Genomic DNA, 25753 nt, shown 5'->3' on the forward strand with positions numbered 1-25753 from the left:
GAGGCACTTATTATGTTTAGAAAAGTCGGAATATTCAGATTTTTATTGACTATCACGATTGCGGCAATCGGCATCTTTCCCGTATCGATGCTCAGTCCTGTGTATGCAACCGAAACGGGATCCACCTATTATGTGGATTCGATAGAAGGAAACGACGCTAATTCGGGAACGGACCCGGAATTCGCCTGGAAGACGCTGACTAAGGTTAACGCTACCGAGTTTCTACCGGCCGACCGCATTTTATTTAAGGCGAACGGCGTGTGGTCAGGTACTCTATCTCCCCAAGGATCGGGTGTGGAAGGCAGTCCGATTACGATAGACCGGTACGGAACCGGCAACAAGCCGTTGATTGCCGGAGACGGCGCAGCGGCAGCCGTGTATTTCTATAATCAAGAGCAATGGGAAGTCAAAAATCTGGAGATTACGAATAATGCGGCAACGGCTGCGGTACGCAGAGGTATCCACGTGGACGGGTCAAGCGGGACATGGACCAATCCGAAAGTTTACAAGCACTTTTTATTCGAGAATTTGGACGTTCACAACGTAAAAGGAAACGTGAGCGACGATTATGCCCATAACGGGGGGATCATCGTATGGGGAACGAATTGGGATTACCATGTATCGGACGTGGTGGTCAAGAACAGCAAGGTTTATTCGGTGGACAGCGTCGGTATTTACATCTATGGCGCTCAGAAAAGCTACTCGTCCGGTTTCCGAGTGGCCGGAAACACGCTCTATGATATCGCTGCGGACGGCGCGCTTCTATTGGATTCGACAGGAGGGATTATCGAAAACAATGTCGTGTACAACACGCACGTAAGAGCAAGCGGCTATCATGTGCCTTTGTGGGTATTTTCCAGCAAAGACGCGATCATTCAAAACAACGAGGTATATAATACGGCGCCGGGCGGCGATGCGATGGCATTCGATTCGGACTACAAAAGCGACGGAACGATTATCCAATATAATTATAGCCATAACAACGCGGGCGGCGGCTTCCTCGTCGTGAACGACGGTACGGTTGCGACCAACGCCAATACGAATACGATAATTCGCTATAACATCAGCCAGAACGATGGCGGCGCCGTGTTTAATTTCAGCGGAACGCCGGATACCACGACGATATATAACAACACCGTATATCTCTCCAAATTCTCCAATACCAAAGTGGTGGATTATCTCAATTGGGGCGGCTTTGCCAAGAATACGTATTTCTACAACAATCTGATCTATAACCTTGGTACAGGCGGCTATACGTTCGCAGCCAGCACGAACAATGTTTTCGAACGCAACCTGTTCTACGGCAGCCACCCGTCCAGCGAACCGGCGGACGCATTCAAAATAACCGCGGATCCGCAGCTTGCTTCGCCCGGGTCGGGAGGGCTTGGCATAGATTCGCTCGCCGGTTATCAATTGCTTTCTACCTCTCCGGCTATCGGAGCGGGCAAGCTGATCGCGAACAACGGAGGCAGGGATTATTTCGGCAATCCGGTTTCGAATGCGGCGAATCCGAATATCGGGGCTTACGGAGGCGCGGGTCTCGACCCGAACAATCTTCCTCCGCTTCCTCAGCCGCCGCAAGAAGAAAACCTGCTGAAAAATTCGGGCTTTGAAACGGGCGATTTCGGCTTTTGGCCGAATCATTACAACGGGGCGACTATACAGAACAATAATTCGAATACGGGAAGCTACGCGGCCAGGCTTTCCGGAGCGTTCGCGGGGATGGAGCAAAATATCACCGGCTTGTATCCGAACACGCTATATAAATTGTATGCTTACGGCAAGAGCACCAGCGGCGGAGATGCGGTGTTCGGCGTCAAGAATTACGGCGGAAGCTCCCGGGACGCCCATATGAACGCAACGGGTTACACTCGCAAGGAAATTACGTTCACGACGGGCGAATCCGCTACGGGCGCCACGATATTCTTATATAAAGACTCCGCGGCGGGAGAGGTTTACTTCGACGATCTCGTATTGATTCAGTTCGGCCCGGCGCCCGGCGGACCCGGCGGACCGACAGAACCGGTATTTACGGAGGGAACGAACGATGATTTCGAGGCTGGCGTCCTTGACGATCAATGGAACTGGATCAGAGAGAACGATAGCAAATGGTCTCTGAGCTCGCGGCCGGGTTATATGCGAATCGCAAGCGAAGCGGGAGACATCGTCGACGGCGCCACTTCCGCGAAAAACATATTATTGACCGGCGCCCCCGAAGGCGATTTCGTTATTGAAACGAAGCTTGACGGTAAGCCGTCCTCGCAGTGGTCGCAAGGCGGATTGATCGTTTACGTGGATGATTATAACTGGTTCAGACTAACCCGCTTATACGGAAGCGGCAATCAGCTTCAATTTACGAAACAAATAAATGCGGTTCGCCAGCATGCGGAAATCTCCGATCCTATCGAATCGACCGAAGTTTATCTGCGGATCGTGAAATACGATAACACCTATAGCGGCTATTACTCGGCGAACGGAACCGATTACACGCAAGTATGGACGACGCAGATGGCCGAGCTTGACGATCTGAAGATCGGCCTGACGGTTTGCGGGGGAACGTCGCTAACGGCGGACTTCGATTATTTCCACGTGATTACGGATGACATAACTCCTCCTCCACCGCCTGTTCCGGTCGCCGTAACTAGCGTTAGTTTAAGCGAAAGCACCTTGAATCTCAGGGTTGGCCAGTCTTCCGTTTTGTCGGCTATGGTGCAGCCGGCCAATGCGGCGAACAAAGCGGTCACATGGAGCAGCGATCATCCTGAGATTGCCGCCGTCGACGCGAATGGAAACATAACGGCGGTTGCCGAAGGCGTAGCGAAGATTACCGTAAGCACGGTGGATGGAGCCAAGACGGTAGTCGCGAACGTCCAAGTGTTGTCGGACACGAATTTGGCTAGAGACCCGGGGTTCGAGACGGGAAATTTCACGGTTTGGACTTCGCATTGGAACAATTCGGCCATTACCGCTACGAATGCCCGTACGGGAACGTATGCCGCCAGATTAACCACCCAGTTCGGAGGAATCGAGCAGAACGTAACCGGACTGACTCCGAATACAGCCTATAAATTAACCGCTTGGGTTAAATCGGTCGACGGGGGATCTGGCGTGCTTCAAGTGAAGTTTTACGGAAGCTACGACCGAGAGATTACCGTAAATTCGACCGATTATACAAAGTACGAGCTTTCGTTTACGACGGGCAACGCCAACACGGGAGTCACCTTGAATATGTATAAACGCTCGGCGGCGGGAGCGCTATACTTTGACGATTTCGAATTGCTTCAGAACGGTCTACCCCAGCCATTGCCGTAACGGGACGTTGGACTAGGTTATATAGCAAAGCTATGTTAAGTTACCCCTCGTCGCCGCTCTCGCTGTGGACGTCATGGTCTCCGGGATACCCGCGTTCCAGTCCGGCATGCAGCTCGCGATTCTCGTAGCTGAACCGATTAGGAGGGCGTTGATCTTCTCTCCAGGGGCTGCTCTTGCCTAATGTCGCCGACAAAATACCGGAGCCATAGGGGCCTTCGGGGAATTCCTCCGCCGCTAAGTCATTACGTTGCGATTCTACGGTGGCTAAGTCGGTAGTAGGTTGCTTTTTCTCGGAACGAAAAGGGAACATTCGGGAAACCTCCTGTCGGAATAGGGTGGATTTCCGTTATATTGTCCGTTTCCTTCTTTCGTTAGTCGGAGAAGTTAACCGCGCCGAGCACCAGGGAAAGGAATTGGCCAAGCTCTGCGGCTTCTTCTTCGTTAATGCGGAACACGGATTCCAGCACGCCTTCTTCTTCCAGATCGTCGGGTCCAAGAACGGCGCTGCGGCCGAACATCATATCGGTTACGAGCTTCTTGCCGTAAAACCGATTCGTGGATAGAATGGCTAAGTCGAAACGTTTAAGTCCGGGGGTTACGAACGTAACGAATCGCGTCGTCGTTTGTTCGGTCGAGTCCGATAAGAAGTCGAAGTCTTTCATGGTCATCGGTATAAGTCCTCCTTGAGATAGCTAGCTTTATTATAATGGAATAAAGAAGTCTTGCCTAACTTGGATAATTTTGATAATCTGAATATGTTCATGTTTGCAGGAGAGAGGAAGCACCTCATCGCCATTCGGCGGGAGGTGCTTTTTTGCGTTCCCCTGGCCGGATTTTGCTGCCTGAACAACCATGATACGCCGCATAGACGGCCAAGGAGGAAATGGGTATGCAGGTAGTATTTCTGAATCAGTTCGAACGCGTAGCAGGCCAAGAAGAGGAAAGGGCGCATGTCTTCATCGGAGAATTGCAGGGAATATGGACCGCGGGATGGAGGGGGCTTCAACTAGAGACGTCTTCGATCGAAGATGTCTGGTACGAAGGGATGAGCTGGGAGGAGCTACTAGCGGCTTTCCGTCACGGAGTAGCTAACAAGATGAGAGACGGTTTTCGGCCTCTGCTGGACGGAATGCTCGAGGAAACTCCGTTCTGGGAAAGACGCCCCGCGCTTCCGCAGCTGCTCCAGTGTTACGCGGATTCGCAGGAAGCCGATGATGCCGTCTCTGGATTGAAGGTTTGGCGAAGAGCGAAATCCCTAGAGGAGAAGAAGTCGGCGTATTTGATCGCGACGAATCGGGAGCTGCAGATGTTGGCTGTTTTCTTGCCGCAGACGGTCGATGAGTTAGGTCAAATTCCGGGCTTCGGCAAAGTCAAAACCGAACGGTACGGCAACGAGATCGTCGAATTGCTCAAGACGAAAGAACGAAGCCATACCTATCCGCTCGATGCTTGGGTTCCCGGCGTCGTGAGCGAATCTCAGCTATCCTCATGGATGTTTCAATTGAAGGAGGAGAAGTATGGGAAGGCGTTGTCGACGGTGAAGGAGAAGCGCTCGCTCTTGAACGGCATTCGCGAAGGCAGAACGTTAAGCCAATTGGAAGAAGAACTGAATTGTCCGCGGCGCAAGCTACTGGAGAGAATAGAGCGCTTGGACGAAAAAGGCTACGATGTCCTTCCGGTCGTGGAGAAGGAGCTATCCGAGCTGCCCGCCGAGGAGTCGGTACTGATCGAGACGGCGATTCAGCAACTGGGTGACCGTTACTTAAAGCCCTTGCTACGTAAGGTATACGGGGAAGTCAACTCCAATGACGAAGAGGTCGAGAGACAGTACGAGAAGCTGCGAATGGTCCGCATCCGGTGCCGCAGGGTAAACCAGGCAGCTGTATAAGGCGAAGATATAAGCCATGACCTTCTTTTAAAGCATCTAAGCCCGCATCCATCCGAAGGAGCGGGCTTAGATTCGGTATCTCATCGGTTATAACCAATCTTTCTTGCGGAACAGGTAGAACATCCCAAAGCCGATGACAGCCATGCAGGCGATCAACACGACGGATCCCGCACCGAAATGCATGCCGGGTATATAGTCGAAATTCATCCCGTATATTCCAGTGATAAAGGTTAAAGGCATGAATATCGTCGTTAGCGCCGTGAACACACGCATGATTTCGTTCGCGCGGTTGGCAAGGCTGGACTGGTACGCTTCGCGTAAGTTGCCCATGAGATCGCGGTAAGTCTCGAAAGTTTCGTATATTTTGACCGCATTCTCGTGGATGTCTCCGAAGTATTTCTGCAGTTCGTTGTCGATTAGTCGTAAATCCTTCTTGTTCAAAGTGGCGATGAGCTCTCGCTGAGGTCCGAGAACTTTTTTTAACCACAGAATTTCGCTTCTAAGACCGATAATCTCGGTCAGGTGGGATTTCTTAGTGTGCATAAGAATATCTTCTTCAAGGCTTTCGATGCGGGCTTCGATCCGGTCCCCGACGGTAATGTAGTTATCGACGACGATATCGACGAGATGGTAGAGGAATCGGTCGGACTCGTTAACCTCTTGCTCCCACAGGATCGGCTTTACGCTGCGGAGCTCGTTGATTTTCTGGCGAGTAACGGTTATCAGATAATGCCGGCCTAGAAAGATATTCAAGGCGCGAAGGAAAATTTCCTCGTCGTCGAAGCGAATGCTGTTAATAACAAGAAAATATTGATTTTCGTATATTTCCAGCTTCGGGCGCTGCTCTTCTTCCGTCATGCAATCCTCGACGGCAAGATCATGCAGGCCGAATAACGGTTGCAAAATCACGAGATCGTCGACGTCCGCATCGATCCAGAAAAAACCGTTTTTCGGCGCGACCAACGTTTCGTTGATGTCTTCGATCGTAGTGAATATTCCGTTGTTTACCAATCTTATTTTCATGGGAACCGCTCCTTTGCATGTCCATCGGGTTCATGCGGGACGTTCCACGGGAAAGCGAGCTCTTAGCCGAAGAAGCCGGACCGAGAAAACGACTTTGTCGCGGAATACCATCCAGCGTGATTGAATTGATTATCGTCAGGCTTGGGTTTATCGCCTTCCATGTCCGGCTCCCCCCCTTTATCCTCGATTAGACGCAAGCGTCGTATTGTCACTATTGACGTGTTAAGTATAAGCTTCACCCCCTGCACCTTTCAAGGAGAAAATAAGACAACCGCGGCATGAAATCAGCACCTTGACTGCCTCCTGAATTTCGAGTAATCTAAGGGTAGTTTTACCGACAACCGAATAGAGTTTGCCATCTTATCAAGAGCAGGCGGAGGGACTAGCCCTATGAAGCCCGGCAACCGACGTAGTCATTAGACGCACGGTGCTAAATCTTGCGGAAACGGTATCGTTTCTGACAGATGAGAGGGGCGCGCGTACGATCTATTACACGACCCTATCTCATTTTGGGTCGTTTTTTATTTGCGCTCATCTACGTATCACGACAACGGATCGCTGCGAGCAAGCGGCGTCGTTGCATTAGAGGAGGAACAATATGCCGATTAAAGTACCTGACAATCTGCCGGCCAAGGAAGTTCTCGCGGGAGAGAATATTTTCGTAATGGACGAAAGCGTCGCTTACCATCAGGATATTCGCCCGCTCAGAATTGGGATCTTAAATTTAATGCCGACGAAGGAAACGACGGAAACCCAATTGCTCCGATTGATCGGGAATACGCCTTTGCAACTCGAAGCGGTGTTGATTCATCCGAAGACCCATATGTCCAAGAATACCTCCGCCGAGCATTTGGAGAGCTTCTATAAGACCTTCGAAGACATCAAGGACGAACAATACGACGGGTTCATCATCACCGGAGCGCCCGTCGAGCATCTAGCTTTCGAAGACGTGACCTATTGGGAAGAGCTGAAGGAAATCATGGATTGGACGAATAGCAACGTGACCTCGACCTTCCATATCTGTTGGGGCGCGCAGGCGGGACTGTATCACCATTACGGCGTGCCTAAGCTTTCATTAAACGAGAAGATGTTCGGAGTATACCCGCACGGAATATCCAAGCCGAACATTCCGTTACTGCGAGGTTTCGACGAAATGTTCTACGTCCCCCAGTCCAGACATACGGAAGTGCTTAAGGAAGACATCGAGAAGGTCGAAGGCCTTGAGATTTGGTCCGAGTCCGAGGAAGCAGGGGTATATATCGCCGCTTCATCCGACGGCAAACGAATATTCGTTACCGGCCATTCCGAATACGACCCGCAATCCCTCAAGTGGGAATACGACAGGGATAAAGCGAAGGGACTTCGCATCGACGTCCCCAAAAATTATTACCCGAACGACGATTCCTCTAGACCGCCGGTATCCACTTGGAGAGCCCACGCTAATTTATTGTTCTCCAATTGGTTGAATTATTACGTCTATCAAGCGACTCCGTTCGAACTGGGCACCGCCAAAACTTATACATTGCGCTAGGGAGGCATTCAGATCATGAACATCGAAAGCCGTTTGGCCCAAATAGGGTCGCAGAACGACCCGGACACGGGAGCGGTAAGTTTTCCGGTCTATCAAGCGACCGCGTTTCGGCACCCCCGCCTAGGACAAAGCACGGGATTCGATTATGCCCGAACGAAGAGCCCGACTCGGGCGGTTCTGGAAGCGGCGGCGGCGGATCTGGAAAGCGGCGACGCCGGATTTGCCTGCAGTTCGGGTATGGCCGCTTTGCAGACCGTATTCGCTTTATTCGGCCAGGGAGATCATTTGCTGGTTTCCCTCGACTTATACGGCGGTACATACCGTCTGTTGGAGAAAATCATGTCCCGTTTCGGCGTGACGGCTTCCTACATCGATACGAATGATTTGGACGCCTTGGAAACGCATCGGACGCCGAACACGAAAGCGATCCTGATCGAAACGCCGACGAATCCCCTCATGATGGTGACGGATATCGCGAAGGTAGCGGCTTGGGCGAAACAAAAGGGATTGCTCACGATCGTCGATAATACGTTGCTGACGCCATTCTTCCAACGGCCGATAGAACTCGGGGCCGATATTATCGTGCATAGCGCAACCAAGTATTTAGGCGGCCATAATGACGTGCTTGCCGGCCTGATCGTGACGAAAGGCGAGAAGCTCTCCGCTGATGTCGCCTTCCTTCATAACTCTATCGGAGCCGTCCTCGGACCGCAGGATTCTTGGCTTCTAATGAGAGGAATGAAGACGTTAGCGCTTCGGATGGAAAGACATCAGTATAACGCGACCCGGTTGGCCGCATGGTTAAAAATTCATCCGTCGGTGGAAGAGGTTTATTACCCGGCGCTTCCTCATCATCCAGGACATGATATTCAGAACTCGCAATCATCGGGCAATACGGGCATATTCTCCTTCAAGATGAAGGATGCACGGACGATCGAACCGATTCTCAGGCATATTAAGCTGATCGCGTTCGCGGAAAGTCTCGGCGGCACGGAGTCCTTGATGACTTATCCGGCCGTACAGACTCATGCGGATATCCCGGAGGAAATTCGCGAAGCTATCGGAGTGGACGATAGGTTGCTGCGTTTCTCGGTCGGAATAGAGCATGTCGACGATATCATGAACGACTTGAAGCAAGCGATCGAAGCCGCGGAGCGGGAAATCAAAGGGTAAGGGAACCGGAGGGATACTTGGATGAAATACGATTTCGATAAGATCATCGACCGGACGGGTACGGCATCCTACAAATGGGATCAATCGGAGAAATTATTCGGTCGTCCCGATATTTTGCCCCTATGGGTCGCGGACATGGATTTCGAAGCTCCGAAGGAAGTCGTCGAAGCGATAACCCGCAGGGCCGAGCAAGGGATCTACGGTTATACGGTTAGAACCCAATCGTTCTACGACTCGATTGTCGGATGGTTATCGAGAAGACACGGATGGAATATCGAGCAGGATTGGATCAGCTCGAGTCCCGGCGTCGTACCCGCGCTTAGCTTAATGGTTCTCGCGTTTACGGAGCCGGGCGACGGTATCATCCTGCAGTCCCCGGTATATTATCCCTTCTACGACGTCATCAAGATGAACGGTCGAACGGTGGTAGACAACCCCCTGATTTTGGAAGACGGACGCTATTCCATCGACTTCGGCTTATTGGAGCAGCAGGCGAAAGCAGGCGCGAAGATGCTGTTGCTATGCTCCCCGCACAATCCGGGCGGGAGAGTATGGACGAGAGAAGAATTGACCCGTATAGGCGGTATTTGCTCGAAGTACGGCGTGCTTGTCGTAGCCGACGAGATTCACCACGATCTCGTGTTCTCCGGCCGTAAGCATGTGCCGTACGCCTCGATTTCGGAGGAATTCTCCCAGCATTCCGTAACTTGCATCGCCCCGAGCAAAACCTTTAATCTTGCGGGACTTCAAACGGCTTCCGTAATCATTCCGAACGAGGAAATCAGGCGTAAATACAATGCCTTGCTCAAGACCTTGTCCATCCACATGGAAAGCTATTTCGGATTGACGGCTATAGAAAGCAGCTACACTCACGGAGATGAGTGGCTGGATCAGTTACTTGAGTATATAGAAGGAAACTTGAATGCTTTTTCCGAGTTCATCAAGGAGCGGCTTCCTCAGGTAAAGGTCATCATTCCGGAGGGAACCTACTTGGTATGGATGGACTGCACGGCGATCTCGGATAAGCCGCAAGAATTGAAAAGGCTTATGTTTAATGAAGCCGGCGTCGCGTTTAGCGAGGGCTCGGTGTTCGGCAAACAAGGCGAAGGATATTTGCGCGTTAATCTCGCCTGTCGGCGTTCATTATTGATGGATGCCTTGGAAAGATTCTCTTTAGCCGCTAATTCTGCGATAATAACCAATAATTAGTCGATAAACCGTGAGAATATTCAGATTTCTTGCGGTTTTTTGGTAATATTGTCTATTACAGTAGTTGTAATCATGCTACAATGATTCCAATCTGCCTGAGACGAGGATGATGGAGTTGATTTTCCAAACGTTGATCGATCGGTTAGCGCTTGCTTTCAAGCTGATATTGCCAGATCGTTCCTTGAAATATTTTCCGCCGGATTTCACAGTGCGCCGTCCGATAAGTTCATTGCTCAACCTGCGAATGAAACAAGGAACGGAGTGTTATTTGGCTTTATACCGTTTGGATTTCTCGTCACTCCAGCATGAAGTTCCGGATGAGGTATGGACGGCGTTTCATGAAAGCTGCCGAAGACATCTTAGATTTGCCGCAACGAATAGGTTAGGTGAAAACCGGGTTATCGCAATCGACCAATATAATAAAATGGACTTTATCCTACTAATAGAAGAACAATCGCCGAAAGAACAAGGAGCTTTAATCCCTTCTAAGCTTAAGCAACAGGTAAACGATGTGCGAAGCGATTTGGAAATCGGATTGGCCGGTCACCGTCCGGAGTGGAGAAATTGCTTGCGGGTTACGGTTTCGACCGTACCCGTTTCCCGTTGTCCTGCTCACTCGAGCGTAGAAAAACGGTTGATGGAAAGCTACCAATCCGCATTAGCTATGGCTACGGGAGTCGTCACTCCTCAGATGGAAGCCTTGCGCGAACAAATGGAAAACTTACTTGCCGAAGGTTCCATTTCCGTATTGGCACAGCCCATTATGAATCTGACAAGCGGCGACGTATACGGTTGGGAAATCTTAACCCGCGGCCCCGAAGGAACGGTTCTGCATTTGCCGGACGAGCTATTTCAGTTCGCTTCGCAAACCAAGCTGTTAAGCCGATTGGAATTTCTGGTGATCAAGCGGGCGTTCGAAGAAATTTCTTCTAGAAAAGTCAAGGAACCCGTATTCCTTAACGTGACCGCGGTAACCTTGTCCCATCCGTTATTTTTGTCCCATGTGCTTCAGTGTTTGGAGAAGCATCCGCCGCTCAGCCCGCAACAAGTTTATTTCGAGATTACGGAGCGCCATCAGATTACGAACATGGAAGCGATGATCGATATTCTGCGCAACTATCGCAAGCATGGATTCCGATTTGCCGTAGACGACGCCGGTTCCGGATATTCGAGCTTGCAATGGATCGGCGAGCTGGTTCCGGAGTTGATTAAGATCGACAGATCCGTCATTCAACAAGTCGATCGCATCGCCATCAAGGAGACATTATTGAAGGCGATCGTAAATGCTGCCCGCGAGATGAAGTGCGAGATCGTTGCCGAGGGCGTCGAGCGCGAGGAAGAAGCGGACGTGCTGTTTAGGCTTGACGTGGCAATGGGGCAGGGATTTTATTTCGCGAGACCGAACGCTCTCCTTCATGAGGACGAGAGGGATATGTTCCAAGAAACGAAAACCAAAATCCAACATCGCCGTGGACTTGTCGCCTCTTAAGGTGACTACCGCGGTGTTTATATGTTACGATGGAATAAGCGATGCATAAGGACTATAGTCCCGTAAGAAGGAGGGTCCGGAAATGAACCAAGTGGACCGGATTTTGGATGGAGCGTTACAAGGGAAGAGATTAGGGTTAGAAGAGATCGTTGCTTTGTTCGATAGCGATGAGATAGAGAAGATGGGGCATACGGCCAACCAGATCATGTTGAGGAAACATCCGGAGCCGATTACTACTTTCGTGGTAGGGCGTAACGTGAATTATACGAATGTTTGCGACGTTTATTGCAGATTTTGCGCCTTTTATCGTGCGCCCGGTTCCAAAGAGGGGTATGTGCTACCCGACGAGGTCATCTTTCAGAAGATTCAAGAGACGATCGACGTAGGCGGCACGGAGATTTTGATGCAGGGCGGAACGAATCCGGACTTGCCATTCAGTTATTATTTGGATTTATTGCGCGCGATTAAGCAACGGTTTCCGCAAATAACGATGCATTCGTTCTCCCCCGCGGAAATTCGCAAAATGCAAGTCGTTGCCGGCAATATTCCGATCGAAGACGTCGTAAGGCAGCTCCACGAAGCCGGATTAGACTCTTTGCCGGGCGGCGGAGCGGAAATTCTGGACGATAGGACCCGCCAGAAGATCAGTCGTCTGAAGGGCACTTGGCGCGATTGGATGGACGTTATGACGACCGCTCATAAAGCGGGGATGAACACGACAGCAACGATGGTTATCGGCTTCGGCGAGTCTATGGAGGAGCGGGCATTGCATCTTATGCGCGTTCGCGATGCCCAAGACGAATGCTTAAATAACCAATATCCGTCTCCGGGATTTTTGGCTTTCATTCCGTGGACGTTCCAACCTGAGAATACGAACATGAAGCGCGTGAAGGCAACGCCGGAAGAGTACCTCAAGACGCTTGCGATCAGTCGGATCGCGCTCGATAATATCGATAATTTCCAATCATCTTGGGTGACGATGGGGCCGGATGTCGGTAAAATGTCCCTTTCATACGGCTGCAACGATTTCGGTAGCACGATGATCGAAGAGAACGTGGTTTCGGCTGCGGGTACGACGCACAAGGTCAATATCGAACTTATACTCAAGCTGATTCGCGAGTCGGGGAAGATTCCTGCTCAGCGCAATACGAAGTATCAAACGATCAAGATTTACAACGAGAACGATACCGTCGCTAAAGACTACGTCATGCAGAATTAATCCCATTCCGTATTTTTGACAACAATGAAGAAGAGCTGCCCCGGGTCGAGTAGATCTCCCGGGACAGCTCTTTTCTTATGAAAACATTGGAAGGATGACGATGAATTAAACGACGGAATCCGAGCGAGGAGATCGCATGGAAGCGGCTAACATCGTTCGGTTCTTTCCGGAATGCTTGGCTTCGTATAATGCCGCATCTGCGCCTTGAAACAGCGCTTCTCTTCCCATTCCCGGCATGTAAGTGTTAAGTCCGATACTAACCGTGACGTTCAAGCCCTCGATCGCATCGTGTTGGGTGATCGCGATGGATTTCCGGATCTCTTCCACAAGATCGTAAACCTCTTGAAAGCTCTTCTCCGCGATCAACACCGCGAATTCTTCTCCGCCGTATCTTGCCACGATATCGTTGCTACCCGTCTTGGATTGAATGATGGAAGCCACGATCTTTAATACCTTATCCCCCGCTTTATGGCCGTAAGTGTCGTTAACCTTCTTGAAGTTATCGATGTCCAGAATGGCCAAGTGCAGCGATATCCGTCCGTTATTCGCTTGCTCGACGAGATGATCCTTGAACTCGTGATAGGCCATATGGTTGTATGTATCGGTCAACGCGTCAGTCTTGGCCAGCTTGTCCATTAATATTGTCCGTACTAAGAGCTCTTGGTTGGATTCGTACGAAGTCCGAAGATGCTTTAGTACCTCTCTGCCCCTGGCCAATATTCCTAAGGAAATTCCGCTATATACGATGATGATAACCAACATCGACACCAATCCGATGAAGGGGATGTTGGAACGGATCTCCGCGTCGGCCAAGTACAAGCAGATTAGGGCAATAATCGTATTCAGCATGGCGTAGAGCAATTTTTTGTACTGGAAATAAAAAATGCTAATCATGATGGGGAAAAAAAGCAAGAACAGGAGATACTCCAGTGAGGAATGAATGGCGGTAACCGTAACGGTCAGCAACGTGGCAGAAGAGATAAGCACGTAATCGTGATGTTTAGGCAAATAGCGCACGCCGCATTCCGCAAGCAATACGATGAATGCCATGATGATGGTCGGTCTTACGATATATAAGCTGACGAATTGTTCGGCGGGAAGATCGGTTACTAGCAAATAAAGGCATTCTACGATGATGGATAACACGAATACGACCCAGTAACTCTTGAGCAGGAGGCGATTCCAACGTTCTTGATTAATTCCAAGCGAAGGCAAAGACATATGGACTTCCTTTCACGATCAAACTTCATAAAATATACCATAACTAATAACCCATCGTATATCCCTTTTTGGGCCACCATATAGTAAGTATCAAGCTCGGAAGATGGAGGTGCGGAATTGAAGAAGGTTGAATTCGTCGTGGAGTACGGAAACGATCATCCATCGTTGGAACGTCTGGCCGGCATGTTGAATAGAACGCTGGTGGGCACCGAAAATCCCGTGGATAGCGTGGGGTGGGAATTGAGCCGGGAGGATGGCGTGATCCGTTGCCAATTTCCGTTAGGACCCGGACCGCAAGATAAAAAAAGCTACTGCGATAGAGTGGGGCGCGTTCTGGCTGAATATACGCTTTCCGATCAAGAACCGTCCTTGCTCCGTAATCTATTCCGGAATCGCTTCAGTCTTAAAGACGAAGTGGAGACCGATATCCTGATCGCGGAAGCGGTAACCTTGTTGGACGGGGAGCCGGACATTGAAGAGAGCTGGATGGGCCGCGGAAGGGAAAGACGATTGCAGAAGCTGACAACTCGGTTTTCCGTTTACTTAGAAAATAACGAACGTCTTCAGTTGGATGGATTTCTCCGGTTTCGGTTGAGCGATTACCGCGCGGAGGTCCAAGAGGCGGCGGAGACGGCCATCGAGGAACGGTTGATGGAAAAGCAGTACCAAGAGTTCATGAAGCTGTTAAAATCGATGGTGGAATGGCAAGAGACGAGAACTTCGACCGTACACGTTCTGCATTCCGGCGGGCATACGTTCCGATTGCTGGATGAAGAAATGCGGCCGCTTGAGCAGGAACCGGCCGAAGAAGGCGAAAAGCCTAACGACGGGCTCAAAATGAGGTTCGAGGAAGAGCAAGAGGAAGAGAGCAAGGTGGTGAGCCGATTATTGGCGGCGTCGCCGCGCCAGCTCTACATTCACACGCCGGAGCCGGATTCTCAAGTGATTCGTACGATTATCGGGATATTCGGCGACAGGGCTGCTCTCTATTCGGAGTTGCCGGATATACCGGCTCATTGACAGAGTATGCCATCCCCTTCGTTCAGGGCTGCGAAATCCTCTTAGCGCTTGACTGATATGCCTGCAAATAGGTATAATGTTCGATATCAATCCACATTCAGAAGCGATGAGAAAGTCAACGATGCTTTGAACAGGACGGCTCAGAGAGAGGAACCTAGGCTGCAAGTTCCTTCCGTATCCGCAGGCATTTACCTCTTTCGAGCTGCCGGGATGAATTCTCCATCGTATGCCGATGGCGTTAGTATTCCTTGCCGGGTCATGACCGTTACATTCATGCCAGAGTATCGATTTCTTTTCAATCGATTAATGGAGGGTGGAACCACGGGCCGCATTCAGAGCACCCGTCCCTTTCGGGACGAGGTGTTTTTTTGTTTCCCATAAACCTAAGGAGGAATTCGGAATGTCAGTTCAAGTGAAATTACCCGATGGAGCGATTCGGACTTTCGATGAGGGCGTTACGATCGAAGATGTCGCCTTCTCGATTAGTCCCGGATTAAAGAAAGTGGCGGTAGCCGGCAAGGTAGACGGTAAAGTCGTGGATTTGAATACGGCTATCCTGAACGACGTGTCGCTGGAAATCGTGACTCTGGACAATGCCGAAGGGCTCGAGGTCATGCGTCACAGTACGGCCCATTTGCTCGCTCAAGCGATCAAGCGGATTTATGGCGGGGATAAAGTGAAGCTGGGCATCGGACCCGTCATCGAAGATGGTTTCTATTACGACATCGATATGGAGCAATCGATCTCTTCGGAAGATCTTGCGCAGATCGAGAAGGAAATGGATAAAATCGTCAAGGAGAACCTCCCGATTACAAGGCGCGAGGTTAGCCGCGAAGAAGCTCTTCGGATATTCGGCGAAATATCGGATCCGTTGAAGCTCGAGCTCATTCGCGATTTGCCGGAAGGCGTTGCGATCACGATTTACGACCAAGGAGAATTTTTCGATCTATGCCGCGGTCCTCATTTGCCGTCGACCGGCCGTATCAAATCCTTCAAGCTGCTTAGCGTTGCTGGCGCGTACTGGCGCGGAGATAGCAAGAACAAGATGCTGCAACGGATATACGGAACGGCGTTCGCGAAGAAAGCGGAGCTGGACGAGCATCTTCACTTCCTGGAAGAAGCCAAGAAACGGGATCACCGGAAGCTTGGCCGCGAGCTTAAAATCTTTACGTTTTCCCGCGAGGTCGGTCAGGGGTTGCCGATATGGCTTCCGTACGGCGCGAAATTGCGCCAGACTCTAGAGCGGTACATCGTCGACTTGGAAGAGAAGCTCGGATACAACCACGTCTATACTCCGGTACTGGCTAACGTGGACCTCTATAAGACTTCCGGGCATTGGGAGCATTATCAAGAAGACATGTTCCCGAAGATGGAGCTGGATAATGAAGAGCTGGTACTTCGCCCGATGAACTGCCCGCATCATATGATGGTTTACAAGAGCGATATGAGAAGCTACAGGGATCTTCCCGTTCGGATCGCTGAATTGGGCACGATGCATCGCTTCGAGATGTCCGGAGCGTTGACCGGGCTGCATCGGGTTCGCGCCATGACGCTGAACGACGCGCATATTTTCTGCAGGTTCGATCAGATCAAGGATGAATTTACGCGAGTCGTAAATCTTATTCGCCAAGTGTACGAAGATTTCGGAATCAAGGATTACCGATTCCGTCTTTCTTACAGGGATCCTAAGGACACGGAGAAGTATTGGCCGGACGATGAAATGTGGGAAACTTCCCAACGCATTCTTCGCGAAGTCGTGGAGGAGCTGGATTTGCCGTTCTTCGAGGCGGAAGGCGAAGCCGCGTTCTACGGTCCTAAGCTGGACGTTCAAATCAAGACGGCTTTAGGCAAGGAGGAAACGCTCTCGACCGTTCAACTGGACGTGCTCCTTCCGGAGCGCTTCCAACTGGAATACGTCGGGGACGACGGCAAGAAGCACCGTCCGGTCGTTATTCATCGCGGCATTATCAGCACGATGGAGCGCATGACCGCGTTCTTGCTGGAGAATTTCGCTGGGGCGTTGCCGTTGTGGTTGTCGCCTGTGCAAGCGAAGCTGATTCCGGTAAACCCGATTTACGAACCATACGTCAAGGAAGTCGAAGAGAAGCTCAAACTGGCCGGCGTAAGAGTCGAATCGGATATGCGCAACGAGAAGCTCGGATATAAGATTCGCGAAGCGCAGCTGGAGAAAATTCCTTATATGCTCGTCATCGGCGAGAACGAATCGCTGAATGGCACCGTATCGGTCCGTCGCCGCGGCGAAGGGGATCTTGGGGCTCAATCGGTCGAAGATTTCGTAACCCGTATTTCAGGCGAAATTTCCTCCAAGAGAATCGATTAACATAATAGGACAACTGATGACCAAAGGTTGGTTATCAAAAGAAACCCATAAGCGATCTTGCTTATGGGTTTCTTCGGCATTCCGAATGCTGAAACTAACTGAGTAAGTTACATATATGTTATGTTTTTGTGCTCCGTGATTCGGGATTATGAAGATGACAACGCTGCCATTCATCCCGTATTTTATGAAGCGCTTACTTTTTATGTTAATAATCACAGAATGAAAAATCGGTGTCATTTATATTGACATCCATATATACATCCTCTATTATTAACATCACTGGAGTAATTAAAAAGGTTTTAGCAAAAATTAATGAATAATAGTCAGTTTTTCCTCGTAATTTTTGGTATTATGATAAAATATCGCCATATTTAATAACATGGTGAAAATAATTAGGGGAAATCCTATGAAAAAACACGATCAGGACTTTATGAAGCGTCAGAATAGGCTAACGGTTTTTGAAATTATCAAGAACCAGCCGCCCATCTCCAGGGCGTCCATCGCCAAGCAGACGGGAATGAGCGCCACGACGATCAGCCGTATCGTAGGCGAACTGACCGAGCAAGGTTATATTTTGGAATCCGAGCAAGTATCCGCCGGCTTGGGAAGGAAATCCACGCTGCTCGGGCTGATCGATGCTTCGGTGTTATCGATCGGAATCGAGCTGGATCGCCACAAAATAAGCGTTGGCGTCGTGGATCTGCAGGGGAAGGCGGTATGCAGCGAAGTCCACGGTCATTTTCCGGACGAACGCTTTGAAACGACGATGATGCGAATCGGCAAGATCGTCGGCGACTTGCTTCGGAAGGGCGGAATAGACCCGGCAAGAGTGGTCGGTATCGGAGTAGGTCTCCCGGGCATCGTGAATAACGAAACGGGTATTGTCGTTTTCTCCGTGCAGATGGGGTGGAAGAACGTTCGGCTAGCCGAACTATTGAAAGATTTGACCGGCTTTGAAGTGGCCGTAGACAACGAGCTCAAGGTCAAAGCGCTCGCCGAGCACCTGAAGGGCTCGGCGATCGGATCTAACCGAACGGCGCTCATAGGTTTCGGTAACGGTGTAGGTTCTTCCCTGATCATCGACGGTGAAATTTATCGGGGCGATATGAACAGCGCCGGGGAAATCGGCCATACGACGATCGATCCAAACGGCATGTTATGCGAATGCGGCAAGGCGGGTTGCTTACAAACGTACGTCAACATCAGCTCGCTGCTGTTGGAAGCAAGCAAGATCCGTCAGGTTCACACGATCGAGGAGCTGTTCGAGGCGAAGAAGGCGGGAGAACGATGGGCAGTCCATTTGGTCGATCGAGCGCTGATGTACATGTCCATTACCGTTAACAACATAGTCTGCATGTACAATCCGGATAGCGTTATCTTAAGCGGAGAGCTCGTAGATAAATTTCCGGACATATACGAGGAAGTCAAGGAGCTGTGCTCTACGACATTGGTCTGGGAGCCTCTTCGGGAATCTTATCGTTTTCTTCGTTCGGAGCTGAACGAGCAAGGAGTTCTCATCGGTTCCGGACTACTCGCCCAGACGCGATTTTTCACGCTAGAATAACGCAAAACAGCCAAGATGGGGGATATCGATATGAGCTTTGTGAAATTGGTCGAAGAATATCGCGGAGGAGTGCTAGAGAACGTACATTACGGCGCGGTCAGCGTTGTCGACGAGAGAGGGAATGTCCTGTACAAGGCAGGAGATCCGGATCATATGACCTTTTTGCGCTCCGCCGCAAAGCCGTTTCAAGCGATTCCCGCAATGAAGAGAAGGATTGACGAGGTATACGGCCTAGTATCCGAAGAAACTGCGCTGTTCGCGGCTTCCCATCGAGGCGAGTCCTACCATATCGCGGCTCTCGAATCCATTTTACGCAAAACGGGCATTTCGGAAGACACTCTTCACTGCTGCGCTACTTATCCGCTTAATGAAGACGCCAAAGCAGAGCGGCATCGGGCGAACGAGCAGAAAAGGAGAATATTCCATAATTGCTCGGGCAAGCATTCCGGTTTAATCGCTCTTAGCAGAAAAATGGGGTGGGATGAATCCACATACTACGAACCGAGTCACCCCGTACAGCAAGAGATCATCGAAACGTTGGCTTATATCGCCGAGGTCCCTAAGGAAAGCATTCCCGTCGGCATCGACGGCTGCGGACTCCCGGTACACGCGCTTCCGTTGAATAAAATCGCCCTATCGTTCGTGAAGCTCGCATGTCCCGATTTGATCGGGGACCCCGAAACGCGAGACGCCGCGGCTCGGATGGCCAAGGCGATGAACGATAATCCCGATATGATCGCCGATCGAAGCTTCGTCTGCTCTGCTTTGCTCAAGGATCCTAATCTATCCGCCAAGGGCGGGGCGAAAGGCGTATACGGCATCGGTCTTAGGAAAGAACGGATCGGAATATCTCTGAAGGTGTCCGATGGTTCCGAACAGGTATGGCCGAGTATTATCGCATCGATATTGGAACGAATCGGTTACGACAATAACGACACGATCAAGCGCTTATACGATCTCGTGCCGAATACAATCGCGAACGACGGCGGGACGATCGTCGGAGAAAGAAAAGCGGTCTTTTCCTTGCAAGCGTGAACTCGAGAATAGGCTTCTGCCTGGGATAACTTTATGCGGGCGAGAAGAGATTCTAATAAATATCTACAACATGAGGAGTGGGTAAAAAGATGAAGTTCAAAGGGAAATCTTGGTCTATGCTATCGTTGCTTATCGTTATGGCAATCGTGGCTTCCGCCTGCAGTTCAAACAACAATAACGCTGCCGGCAGCGAAAATGGCAGTTCGCCGTCCTCATCCGCGTCCGCGCCTTCGGAAAGCGGCGCAGCGCCGTCGAAGAACGGCAATAACCCCGTAATTGCAGTCAACGCCAATTTTATTACTTTAGATCCGCACAATACGAGCGACACGCTGTCCATCACGGGCGCAAGAACGATGTACGAAGGCTTGATGGGCTTCGACGACAACATGCAAGTCGTTCCCGTTCTTGCAGAGAGCTACGAAATCAGCGAAGACGGGCTTGTATACACTTTTAAGTTAAAACAAAACATTAAATTCCACGATGGCACCGACTTTAACTCCGAAGCCGTCAAAGTCAACATAGAACGTATTCTCGACGAGAAAAACAACTTGAGATTCCGCAAGAGCTTCGCGAAAGTCTCGAAAATCGAAACGCCGGATGCCGCAACGGTCGTCTTTACGCTTAGCGAACCGTACAACGCGTTCTTGAACAAGCTTGCGATGGGCCTTATGATCAGCCCGGCTGCATTGACCGAGTTCGGAACCGATATTTCCAAGCACCCTTCCGGAACAGGTCCGTTCAAGTTCAAGGAATGGGTAGAAGGCGATCGTCTGGTGGTCGAGAAAAACCCCGACTACTGGCAGCAAGGACTTCCTAAAGTAGACAGCGTAACGTTTAAGCCTGTTCCGGAGAACGGATCGCGGATCGCGATGCTTAAAACGGGCGAAGCGGACTTTATCTATCCGATGCCGACGGAGCAAGTGGCCGAAGTAGAAGGAGACGGCAATATCGTCGTCGACAAAATCGATTCCACAATCGTTCGTTATATTACGCTTAATACGATGAAGAAGCCTTACGACGATTTGAAGGTTCGTCAAGCCATTAACTACGCAATCGATAAAGACGCTTACCTGAAGGTCGTCAAATCAGGACTAGGCGCGAAGCTTGATTCAACTATGTCCTCCAAAACTCAGTTCTACTCTCAGCAGCCGGCTTACGATTACGATGTTGAGAAAGCTAAGCAATTGCTTTCAGAGGCCGGTTATCCGGATGGATTCGATGCCGAAATCTGGGGCGAGAACGACTCGGAATCCGTAAAAGGCATGCAGTTCATCAAGCAACAGTTGGAGTTAGTCGGCATTAAGCTGGAAGTGAAGTCGATGGAAGGCGCTACGCTGTCCGATCAGATCAACACGCCGGCAACTCCGGCGGACGCGAAAATCCAAATGTGGTTCGTGAGCTGGTCCCCGTCCTCCAATGACGCGGACGGCGCTACGAGAGGGTTGTTCAGCAGCACGATGTTCCCTCCGGCGGGCTCCAATACGGCATATTACAAAAACGACAACGTAGATAAATGGATCGAAGACGCCAATAAAGCGACGGATCCGGAAACGGCGAAAACGATATTCGCGGATATCCAAAAACAAATATGGGCGGATGCTCCTTGGGCATTCCTCGGAGTCGACCAAGTCATCTCCGGTAAACGTAACAATATCGAAGGCGTGACCGTGCTTCCGGACGGTTCGATCAACATCTTAAAAGCGGAAGTCAAGTAAACACATACAGCATGGATTCACGCAGCGAAAACAAGGGCTAGATAAGAGAGGGGCTGCTTCCGGGATTGTCTGGAAACGGCCTCTCTTCCCATTTGGAAGCGAAGGAGGTATACGCGTTTGGGAAGATACGCACTGCAAAGGCTAATCGGAATCGTTCCGCTGCTGTTCATCGTATCGGTATTGGTATTCATGTTCATTCATTTGATTCCCGGAGACCCGGCGCGACTTATCGCGGGTAAGGAAGCGACGCTTGAAGAGATTAACCAGACCCGGGTACTTTTGGGCTTGGATCAGCCATTATGGAAGCAATACCTTAGCTACATGAAAGACATGTTTCAAGGTGATCTTGGCAATTCCATTAGATCGGGCTTGCCCGTTACCGAGATGATGAAGAGCAGATTCTTGCCAACGCTATGGCTCACTTTGTTGAGCATGGCTTGGGCGGTCGTTATCGGAGTCGTTATCGGAATCGTTTCGGCGGTGAAAAGAAATAAATGGCCGGACTATGCCGGCATGCTTATCGCGATCTCAGGAATTTCCATCCCCGGCTTTTGGCTCGGGCTTGTGCTCATACAAATTTTTTCCGTTCAATTAGGTTGGTTCCCGACGGGGGGAATCGATAGCTGGAAAAGCTACGTGCTTCCGTCCCTGACGCTCGGAGCCGGCATTATGTCGATGATCGCGAGGTTTTCCAGGTCCTCCATGCTGGAGACGATGCGGGAGGACTACATTCGTACGGCTAGAGCGAAAGGTTTGATGGAGTTTGTCGTTGTGGGCCGGCATGCCCTGCGCAATTCCCTTATTCAAGTCGTGACGATCGCCGGGCTCCAATTCGGCTTTCTGCTTGGCGGCTCGGTTATGGTCGAGACGGTGTTCAGCATACCCGGATTAGGCAGAATGCTGGTCGATTCGATTTCGTTCCGCGATTACACGGTCATTCAAGCGGAGCTGCTGTTGTTTGCCGCCGAATTCATTTTGATCAACCTTGTCGTTGATTTGTTATACGGAGTGCTGAATCCGAAGATCAGATACGCGGACAACTAGAGGAGAGGGGGATTTAAGATGAATGATCATTCGACGGTTATGGGATCCGGCGCGCCGGGCGGACGAGAGCAAGCAGTCGTCCCGGACAAGCCGAAAAATCCGTTCGGACAGTTTCTTCGCAAATTCAGCAAGCAAAAGCTGTCTTTGATTGCCGGTATATTTATCGTAATGCTTTTTCTGGTCGCTATTTTCGCGCCTTTTCTGACGCCCTACAATCCGGATACGCCGAATTACGATAAAATGATGGCCGGTCCGTCGGCCGACCACTGGGCCGGAACGGACGAATACGGCCGGGATATTCTGAGTCGCCTGATCGTCGGGGCCAGGCTTTCTCTGGCCGTAAGTCTTAGTTCGGTGTTTATAGCCGCGGTTATAGGAACTATTCTCGGATTGTTAAGCGGGTTTTACGGAAAATGGCTGGACCGTTTGATTATGAGAGGCAGCGACGTGCTGTTTTCTTTTCCGGATATTTTGCTCGCGATCGGTATCGTGGCCATTCTCGGGCCTGGATTGTTGAACGTAGTCATCGCGGTAGCCGTGTTCGGCATCCCTTCGTTCGCTCGGATGATCCGAAGCGTCACGCTATCCGTAAAGGAGACGTTGTTCGTAGAGGCCGCTCGGTCGATCGGAGCTAAAGACAGCCGCATTATCTGGCGCCACATCTTTCCCGAGACGGTGCCGAGCGTAATCGTCAATCTGACGATGAAGATAGGAACGGCGATATTGGCGGCCTCCTCCTTGAGCTTCCTCGGAATGGGAGCCAAGCCGACGGAGCCGGATTGGGGCGCGATGCTGAGCATGGGGCGCGACTATCTTAGCATAGCTCCGCATGTCGTCTATTTTCCCGGCGTGGCTATCTTTCTGACCGTGCTTGCGTTTAACCTGCTTGGGGACGGACTGCGAGACGCTCTTGATCCCAAAATGAAAAATTAAGGGGGGGATAGGCCGTGACGGCGAACAAATTGCTCGAGGTAGACGGACTAAAAACGGAGTTCAAACGGGACGGCGGCAGCATCACCGCCGTCGACGGAGTGAACTTTCATATTAATAAAGGCGAAGTACTCGGCTTGGTCGGAGAGTCGGGCTGCGGTAAAAGCGTGACTTCCTTATCGATCATGAGGCTGTTGAAGGATACGCCGGGCAAAATCTCCGGCGGAGCGGTACGCTTCGAAGGATCCGATCTGACCAAGTTGAAGGAAAGCGACATGCGCCGCATTAGGGGCAAAGATATGGCTATGATTTTTCAGGAGCCTATGACGTCGCTTAATCCGGTTCTGCGGATCGGCAAGCAGCTTGAAGAGCCTATTCGGCTTCATCTCGGATATAATCGCAAAAAAGCGAGAGAGCATGCGATTCAAACTTTAAAGCTAGTCGGAATTCCTAGAGCCGAGGAGCTGGTCGACGATTATCCGCATCAGTTATCCGGCGGAATGAGACAACGCGTTATGATCGCGATGGCGATGTCCTGTCATCCTAAGCTCATTATCGCCGACGAACCGACGACGGCTCTTGATGTTACCATTCAAGCGCAAATTCTCGATTTGATGAGACGTTTAAAGGAAGAAAAGGACATGGGTATGCTGCTGATTACCCATGATCTCGGCGTCGTGGCGGAGATGTGCGACAGAGTCGTCGTCATGTATGCCGGGCGCGTGGTGGAAGAAGCATCCGTGAAGGATTTGTTCGAGCAACCTCAGCACCCGTACACGAAGGGGCTGATTCGATCGGTTCCCAAGCTGCGGCAAAACGTAAGGAGGCTGGAATCGATTTCGGGAAACGTTCCCGATCTGTCCAGAATGCCTGCAGGCTGTAAGTTCGCGCCGCGTTGTCCGTTCGTCATGGAGAAATGCCTTTCGGCTGAGCCTGACCTTGTTGCGGTCGAAGGTCGAACGGACAGGAAAAGCCGGTGCTGGTTAACGCAGATCGATGAACGGGGAGGGGAAACGGTACATGAATACTCCGCTGATTGAAGTTAAGGGCTTGCACAAGTCCTTCGTCGTTAAAAAAGGGTTTCTAGGCGAGAGCAAATACGTTCGCGCCGTAGATGGCATTTCGTTCGCCATCCGTAAAGGAGAAACCTTTAGTCTAGTTGGGGAAAGCGGCTGCGGAAAATCGACGACGGGACGTCTGGTTACCCGCCTTCTGAAGCCGAACGAAGGCGAGGTATGGTTTAACGGCCAGAACATCAGCGCGTACAACGACAATCAAATGCGCCCCGTTCGCAAGGAAATGCAGATGGTCTTTCAAGATCCGTATGCATCGCTTAATCCTCGAATGAAGGTTAAGGACATCGTATCCGAGCCGCTGCTCATCCATACGAAGATGAGCTCTCGCGAAAGGGATAAATTCGCGACCGAGTTACTGGAAGTGGTGGGCTTAAGCAGTTACCATGCGGAGCGGCATGCCCATGAATTCAGCGGAGGACAGCGGCAGCGGATCGGAATTGCCAGGGCGTTGTCGGTTCGTCCTAGTCTAATCGTGGCGGATGAGCCCGTGTCCGCGCTGGACGTATCGATTCAGTCACAAGTGCTGAATTTGCTGCAGGATCTTCAAGAGGAATACGGGCTGACTTATCTTTTTATCTCCCATGACCTGAGCGTCGTCGAGCATATTAGCGACCGGATAGGAGTTATGTACTTGGGGGCTCTCGTGGAAACGGCGGGCAAGGACGCTTTGTACGACCGACCGCTACATCCTTATACCCAAGCATTGCTATCATCCGTTCCCGTTGCCGATCCCAGCCAGAAGAAGGAGCGCATTATACTGAAGGGGGATATTCCAAGTCCGGTGAACCCGCCATCCGGCTGCCGGTTCCATACCCGCTGTCCTTCCTGTATGGACATTTGCAAGCAGATTCAACCTGTATTCCAAGAAGTCGAGCCTGATCATAGGGTAGCGTGCCATCTATACGACGAAACGATAATGGGCAAGGACGGAGTTCATATAAACTAACGGTAGAAGAAGGGGCC

The 25753-nt window shown here is 50.8% G+C and carries 20 protein-coding genes and 1 riboswitch; of the genes, 16 read left to right on the forward strand and 4 right to left on the reverse strand.

Annotated features, from left to right (window positions below):
• Positions 1-12: 12 nt before the first annotated feature.
• On the forward strand, positions 13-3312 hold the full coding sequence (locus DFP95_RS07470; RefSeq protein WP_115991976.1) for a beta-xylosidase family glycoside hydrolase: 3300 nt from the start codon (positions 13-15) through the stop codon (positions 3310-3312).
• Positions 3313-3352: 40 nt separating this feature from the next.
• Here DFP95_RS07470 and DFP95_RS07475 read toward each other — a convergent pair whose 3' ends face one another.
• Together DFP95_RS07475 and DFP95_RS07480 are read right to left on the reverse strand one after the other, a co-directional pair.
• A complete protein-coding gene (locus tag DFP95_RS07475) occupies positions 3353-3622 on the reverse strand; it encodes a hypothetical protein (RefSeq protein ID WP_115991977.1) in 270 nt (89 codons plus the stop codon).
• A 61-nt stretch (positions 3623-3683) separates the two neighbouring features.
• Entirely contained in the window at positions 3684-3980 is a 297-nt protein-coding gene (locus DFP95_RS07480) for a DUF3055 domain-containing protein (RefSeq protein ID WP_181907308.1), read from the reverse strand.
• A gap of 221 nt (positions 3981-4201) precedes the next feature.
• Here DFP95_RS07480 and DFP95_RS07485 point away from each other — a divergent pair, with 221 nt between their 5' ends.
• Positions 4202-5200, forward strand: coding sequence for an HRDC domain-containing protein (locus tag DFP95_RS07485; RefSeq protein ID WP_181907309.1), 999 nt, complete (start codon positions 4202-4204; stop codon positions 5198-5200).
• Between the two features lie 87 nt (positions 5201-5287).
• Here the strand turns inward: DFP95_RS07485 and corA are convergent, their stop codons facing one another.
• Positions 5288-6223, reverse strand: coding sequence for a magnesium/cobalt transporter CorA (gene corA, locus DFP95_RS07490; protein ID WP_115991979.1), 936 nt, complete (start codon positions 6221-6223; stop codon positions 5288-5290).
• A gap of 357 nt (positions 6224-6580) precedes the next feature.
• Positions 6581-6694, forward strand: a riboswitch (SAM riboswitch).
• Positions 6695-6821: 127 nt separating this feature from the next.
• Here corA and metA point away from each other — a divergent pair.
• From metA to mqnC, 5 genes are all read left to right on the forward strand, one after another.
• Positions 6822-7754: a homoserine O-acetyltransferase MetA gene (gene metA / locus DFP95_RS07495; RefSeq protein WP_115991980.1), complete on the forward strand. Its 933-nt coding sequence runs from the start codon at positions 6822-6824 to the stop codon at positions 7752-7754.
• Between the two features lie 15 nt (positions 7755-7769).
• The gene (locus DFP95_RS07500) at positions 7770-8927 is read left to right on the forward strand and encodes a PLP-dependent transferase (RefSeq protein ID WP_115991981.1); all 1158 of its coding nucleotides are present in this window, start codon (positions 7770-7772) and stop codon (positions 8925-8927) included.
• 21 nt (positions 8928-8948) lie between these two features.
• On the forward strand, positions 8949-10136 hold the full coding sequence (locus DFP95_RS07505; protein WP_115991982.1) for a MalY/PatB family protein: 1188 nt from the start codon (positions 8949-8951) through the stop codon (positions 10134-10136).
• A 106-nt stretch (positions 10137-10242) separates the two neighbouring features.
• Complete coding sequence (locus DFP95_RS07510; RefSeq protein WP_115991983.1) at positions 10243-11625, forward strand: EAL domain-containing protein; 1383 nt, start codon at positions 10243-10245, stop codon at positions 11623-11625.
• Positions 11626-11707: 82 nt separating this feature from the next.
• Entirely contained in the window at positions 11708-12844 is a 1137-nt protein-coding gene (gene mqnC / locus DFP95_RS07515; RefSeq protein ID WP_115991984.1) for a cyclic dehypoxanthinyl futalosine synthase, read from the forward strand.
• 105 nt (positions 12845-12949) lie between these two features.
• Here the strand turns inward: mqnC and DFP95_RS07520 are convergent, their stop codons facing one another.
• Positions 12950-14065, reverse strand: a complete 1116-nt coding sequence (locus DFP95_RS07520) for a GGDEF domain-containing protein (RefSeq protein WP_115991985.1) — start codon at positions 14063-14065, stop codon at positions 12950-12952.
• A 117-nt stretch (positions 14066-14182) separates the two neighbouring features.
• Between DFP95_RS07520 and DFP95_RS07525 the strand changes: the two genes are divergently transcribed.
• The 9 genes from DFP95_RS07525 to DFP95_RS07565 all read left to right on the forward strand — a co-directional run bounded on the left by DFP95_RS07525 (position 14183) and on the right by DFP95_RS07565 (position 25736).
• Positions 14183-15085, forward strand: coding sequence for a putative sporulation protein YtxC (locus DFP95_RS07525; RefSeq protein WP_115991986.1), 903 nt, complete (start codon positions 14183-14185; stop codon positions 15083-15085).
• Positions 15086-15485: 400 nt separating this feature from the next.
• Complete coding sequence (thrS, locus tag DFP95_RS07530) at positions 15486-17426, forward strand: threonine--tRNA ligase (RefSeq protein WP_115991987.1); 1941 nt, start codon at positions 15486-15488, stop codon at positions 17424-17426.
• A gap of 406 nt (positions 17427-17832) precedes the next feature.
• Positions 17833-18990, forward strand: a complete 1158-nt coding sequence (locus DFP95_RS07535) for an ROK family transcriptional regulator (protein ID WP_115991988.1) — start codon at positions 17833-17835, stop codon at positions 18988-18990.
• 30 nt (positions 18991-19020) lie between these two features.
• Complete coding sequence (locus tag DFP95_RS07540) at positions 19021-20025, forward strand: asparaginase (RefSeq protein WP_115991989.1); 1005 nt, start codon at positions 19021-19023, stop codon at positions 20023-20025.
• Between the two features lie 89 nt (positions 20026-20114).
• Positions 20115-21740 carry a glutathione ABC transporter substrate-binding protein gene (locus DFP95_RS07545; protein ID WP_115991990.1) on the forward strand — a complete coding sequence of 542 codons (1626 nt, stop codon included), beginning with the start codon at positions 20115-20117 and terminating at the stop codon, positions 21738-21740.
• A gap of 117 nt (positions 21741-21857) precedes the next feature.
• Positions 21858-22784, forward strand: a complete 927-nt coding sequence (locus DFP95_RS07550; RefSeq protein WP_115991991.1) for an ABC transporter permease subunit — start codon at positions 21858-21860, stop codon at positions 22782-22784.
• An 18-nt stretch (positions 22785-22802) separates the two neighbouring features.
• Positions 22803-23717, forward strand: coding sequence for an ABC transporter permease subunit (locus DFP95_RS07555; RefSeq protein ID WP_115991992.1), 915 nt, complete (start codon positions 22803-22805; stop codon positions 23715-23717).
• A 14-nt stretch (positions 23718-23731) separates the two neighbouring features.
• Complete coding sequence (locus DFP95_RS07560; protein WP_115991993.1) at positions 23732-24754, forward strand: ABC transporter ATP-binding protein; 1023 nt, start codon at positions 23732-23734, stop codon at positions 24752-24754.
• Positions 24735-25736 (forward strand): ABC transporter ATP-binding protein, encoded by a 1002-nt coding sequence (locus DFP95_RS07565; protein WP_115991994.1) that lies wholly within the window; start codon positions 24735-24737, stop codon positions 25734-25736. The genes DFP95_RS07560 and DFP95_RS07565 overlap by 20 nt, the downstream gene beginning before the upstream one ends.
• Positions 25737-25753: the final 17 nt, after the last annotated feature.

Source organism: Cohnella lupini (genome assembly GCF_003386205.1).
Classification (GTDB): domain Bacteria; phylum Bacillota; class Bacilli; order Paenibacillales; family Paenibacillaceae; genus Cohnella; species Cohnella lupini.

Bases quoted from the DNA above. Each gene is read 5' to 3' on its own strand.
- DFP95_RS07520 (WP_115991985.1), bottom strand. From the start codon at position 14,065: ATGTCTTTGCCTTCGCTTGGAATTAATCAAGAACGTTGGAATCGCCTC.
- DFP95_RS07565 (WP_115991994.1), top strand. From the start codon at position 24,735: ATGAATACTCCGCTGATTGAAGTTAAGGGCTTGCACAAGTCCTTCGTC.
- DFP95_RS07505 (WP_115991982.1), top strand. From the start codon at position 8,949: ATGAAATACGATTTCGATAAGATCATCGACCGGACGGGTACGGCATCC.
- DFP95_RS07485 (WP_181907309.1), top strand. From the start codon at position 4,202: ATGCAGGTAGTATTTCTGAATCAGTTCGAACGCGTAGCAGGCCAAGAA.
- DFP95_RS07555 (WP_115991992.1), top strand. From the start codon at position 22,803: ATGAATGATCATTCGACGGTTATGGGATCCGGCGCGCCGGGCGGACGA.
- DFP95_RS07535 (WP_115991988.1), top strand. From the start codon at position 17,833: ATGAAAAAACACGATCAGGACTTTATGAAGCGTCAGAATAGGCTAACG.
- corA (WP_115991979.1), bottom strand. From the start codon at position 6,223: ATGAAAATAAGATTGGTAAACAACGGAATATTCACTACGATCGAAGAC.
- metA (WP_115991980.1), top strand. From the start codon at position 6,822: ATGCCGATTAAAGTACCTGACAATCTGCCGGCCAAGGAAGTTCTCGCG.
- DFP95_RS07475 (WP_115991977.1), bottom strand. From the start codon at position 3,622: ATGTTCCCTTTTCGTTCCGAGAAAAAGCAACCTACTACCGACTTAGCC.
- DFP95_RS07540 (WP_115991989.1), top strand. From the start codon at position 19,021: ATGAGCTTTGTGAAATTGGTCGAAGAATATCGCGGAGGAGTGCTAGAG.
- DFP95_RS07470 (WP_115991976.1), top strand. From the start codon at position 13: ATGTTTAGAAAAGTCGGAATATTCAGATTTTTATTGACTATCACGATT.
- mqnC (WP_115991984.1), top strand. From the start codon at position 11,708: ATGAACCAAGTGGACCGGATTTTGGATGGAGCGTTACAAGGGAAGAGA.
- DFP95_RS07500 (WP_115991981.1), top strand. From the start codon at position 7,770: ATGAACATCGAAAGCCGTTTGGCCCAAATAGGGTCGCAGAACGACCCG.
- DFP95_RS07545 (WP_115991990.1), top strand. From the start codon at position 20,115: ATGAAGTTCAAAGGGAAATCTTGGTCTATGCTATCGTTGCTTATCGTT.
- DFP95_RS07510 (WP_115991983.1), top strand. From the start codon at position 10,243: ATGATGGAGTTGATTTTCCAAACGTTGATCGATCGGTTAGCGCTTGCT.
- thrS (WP_115991987.1), top strand. From the start codon at position 15,486: ATGTCAGTTCAAGTGAAATTACCCGATGGAGCGATTCGGACTTTCGAT.
- DFP95_RS07480 (WP_181907308.1), bottom strand. From the start codon at position 3,980: ATGACCATGAAAGACTTCGACTTCTTATCGGACTCGACCGAACAAACG.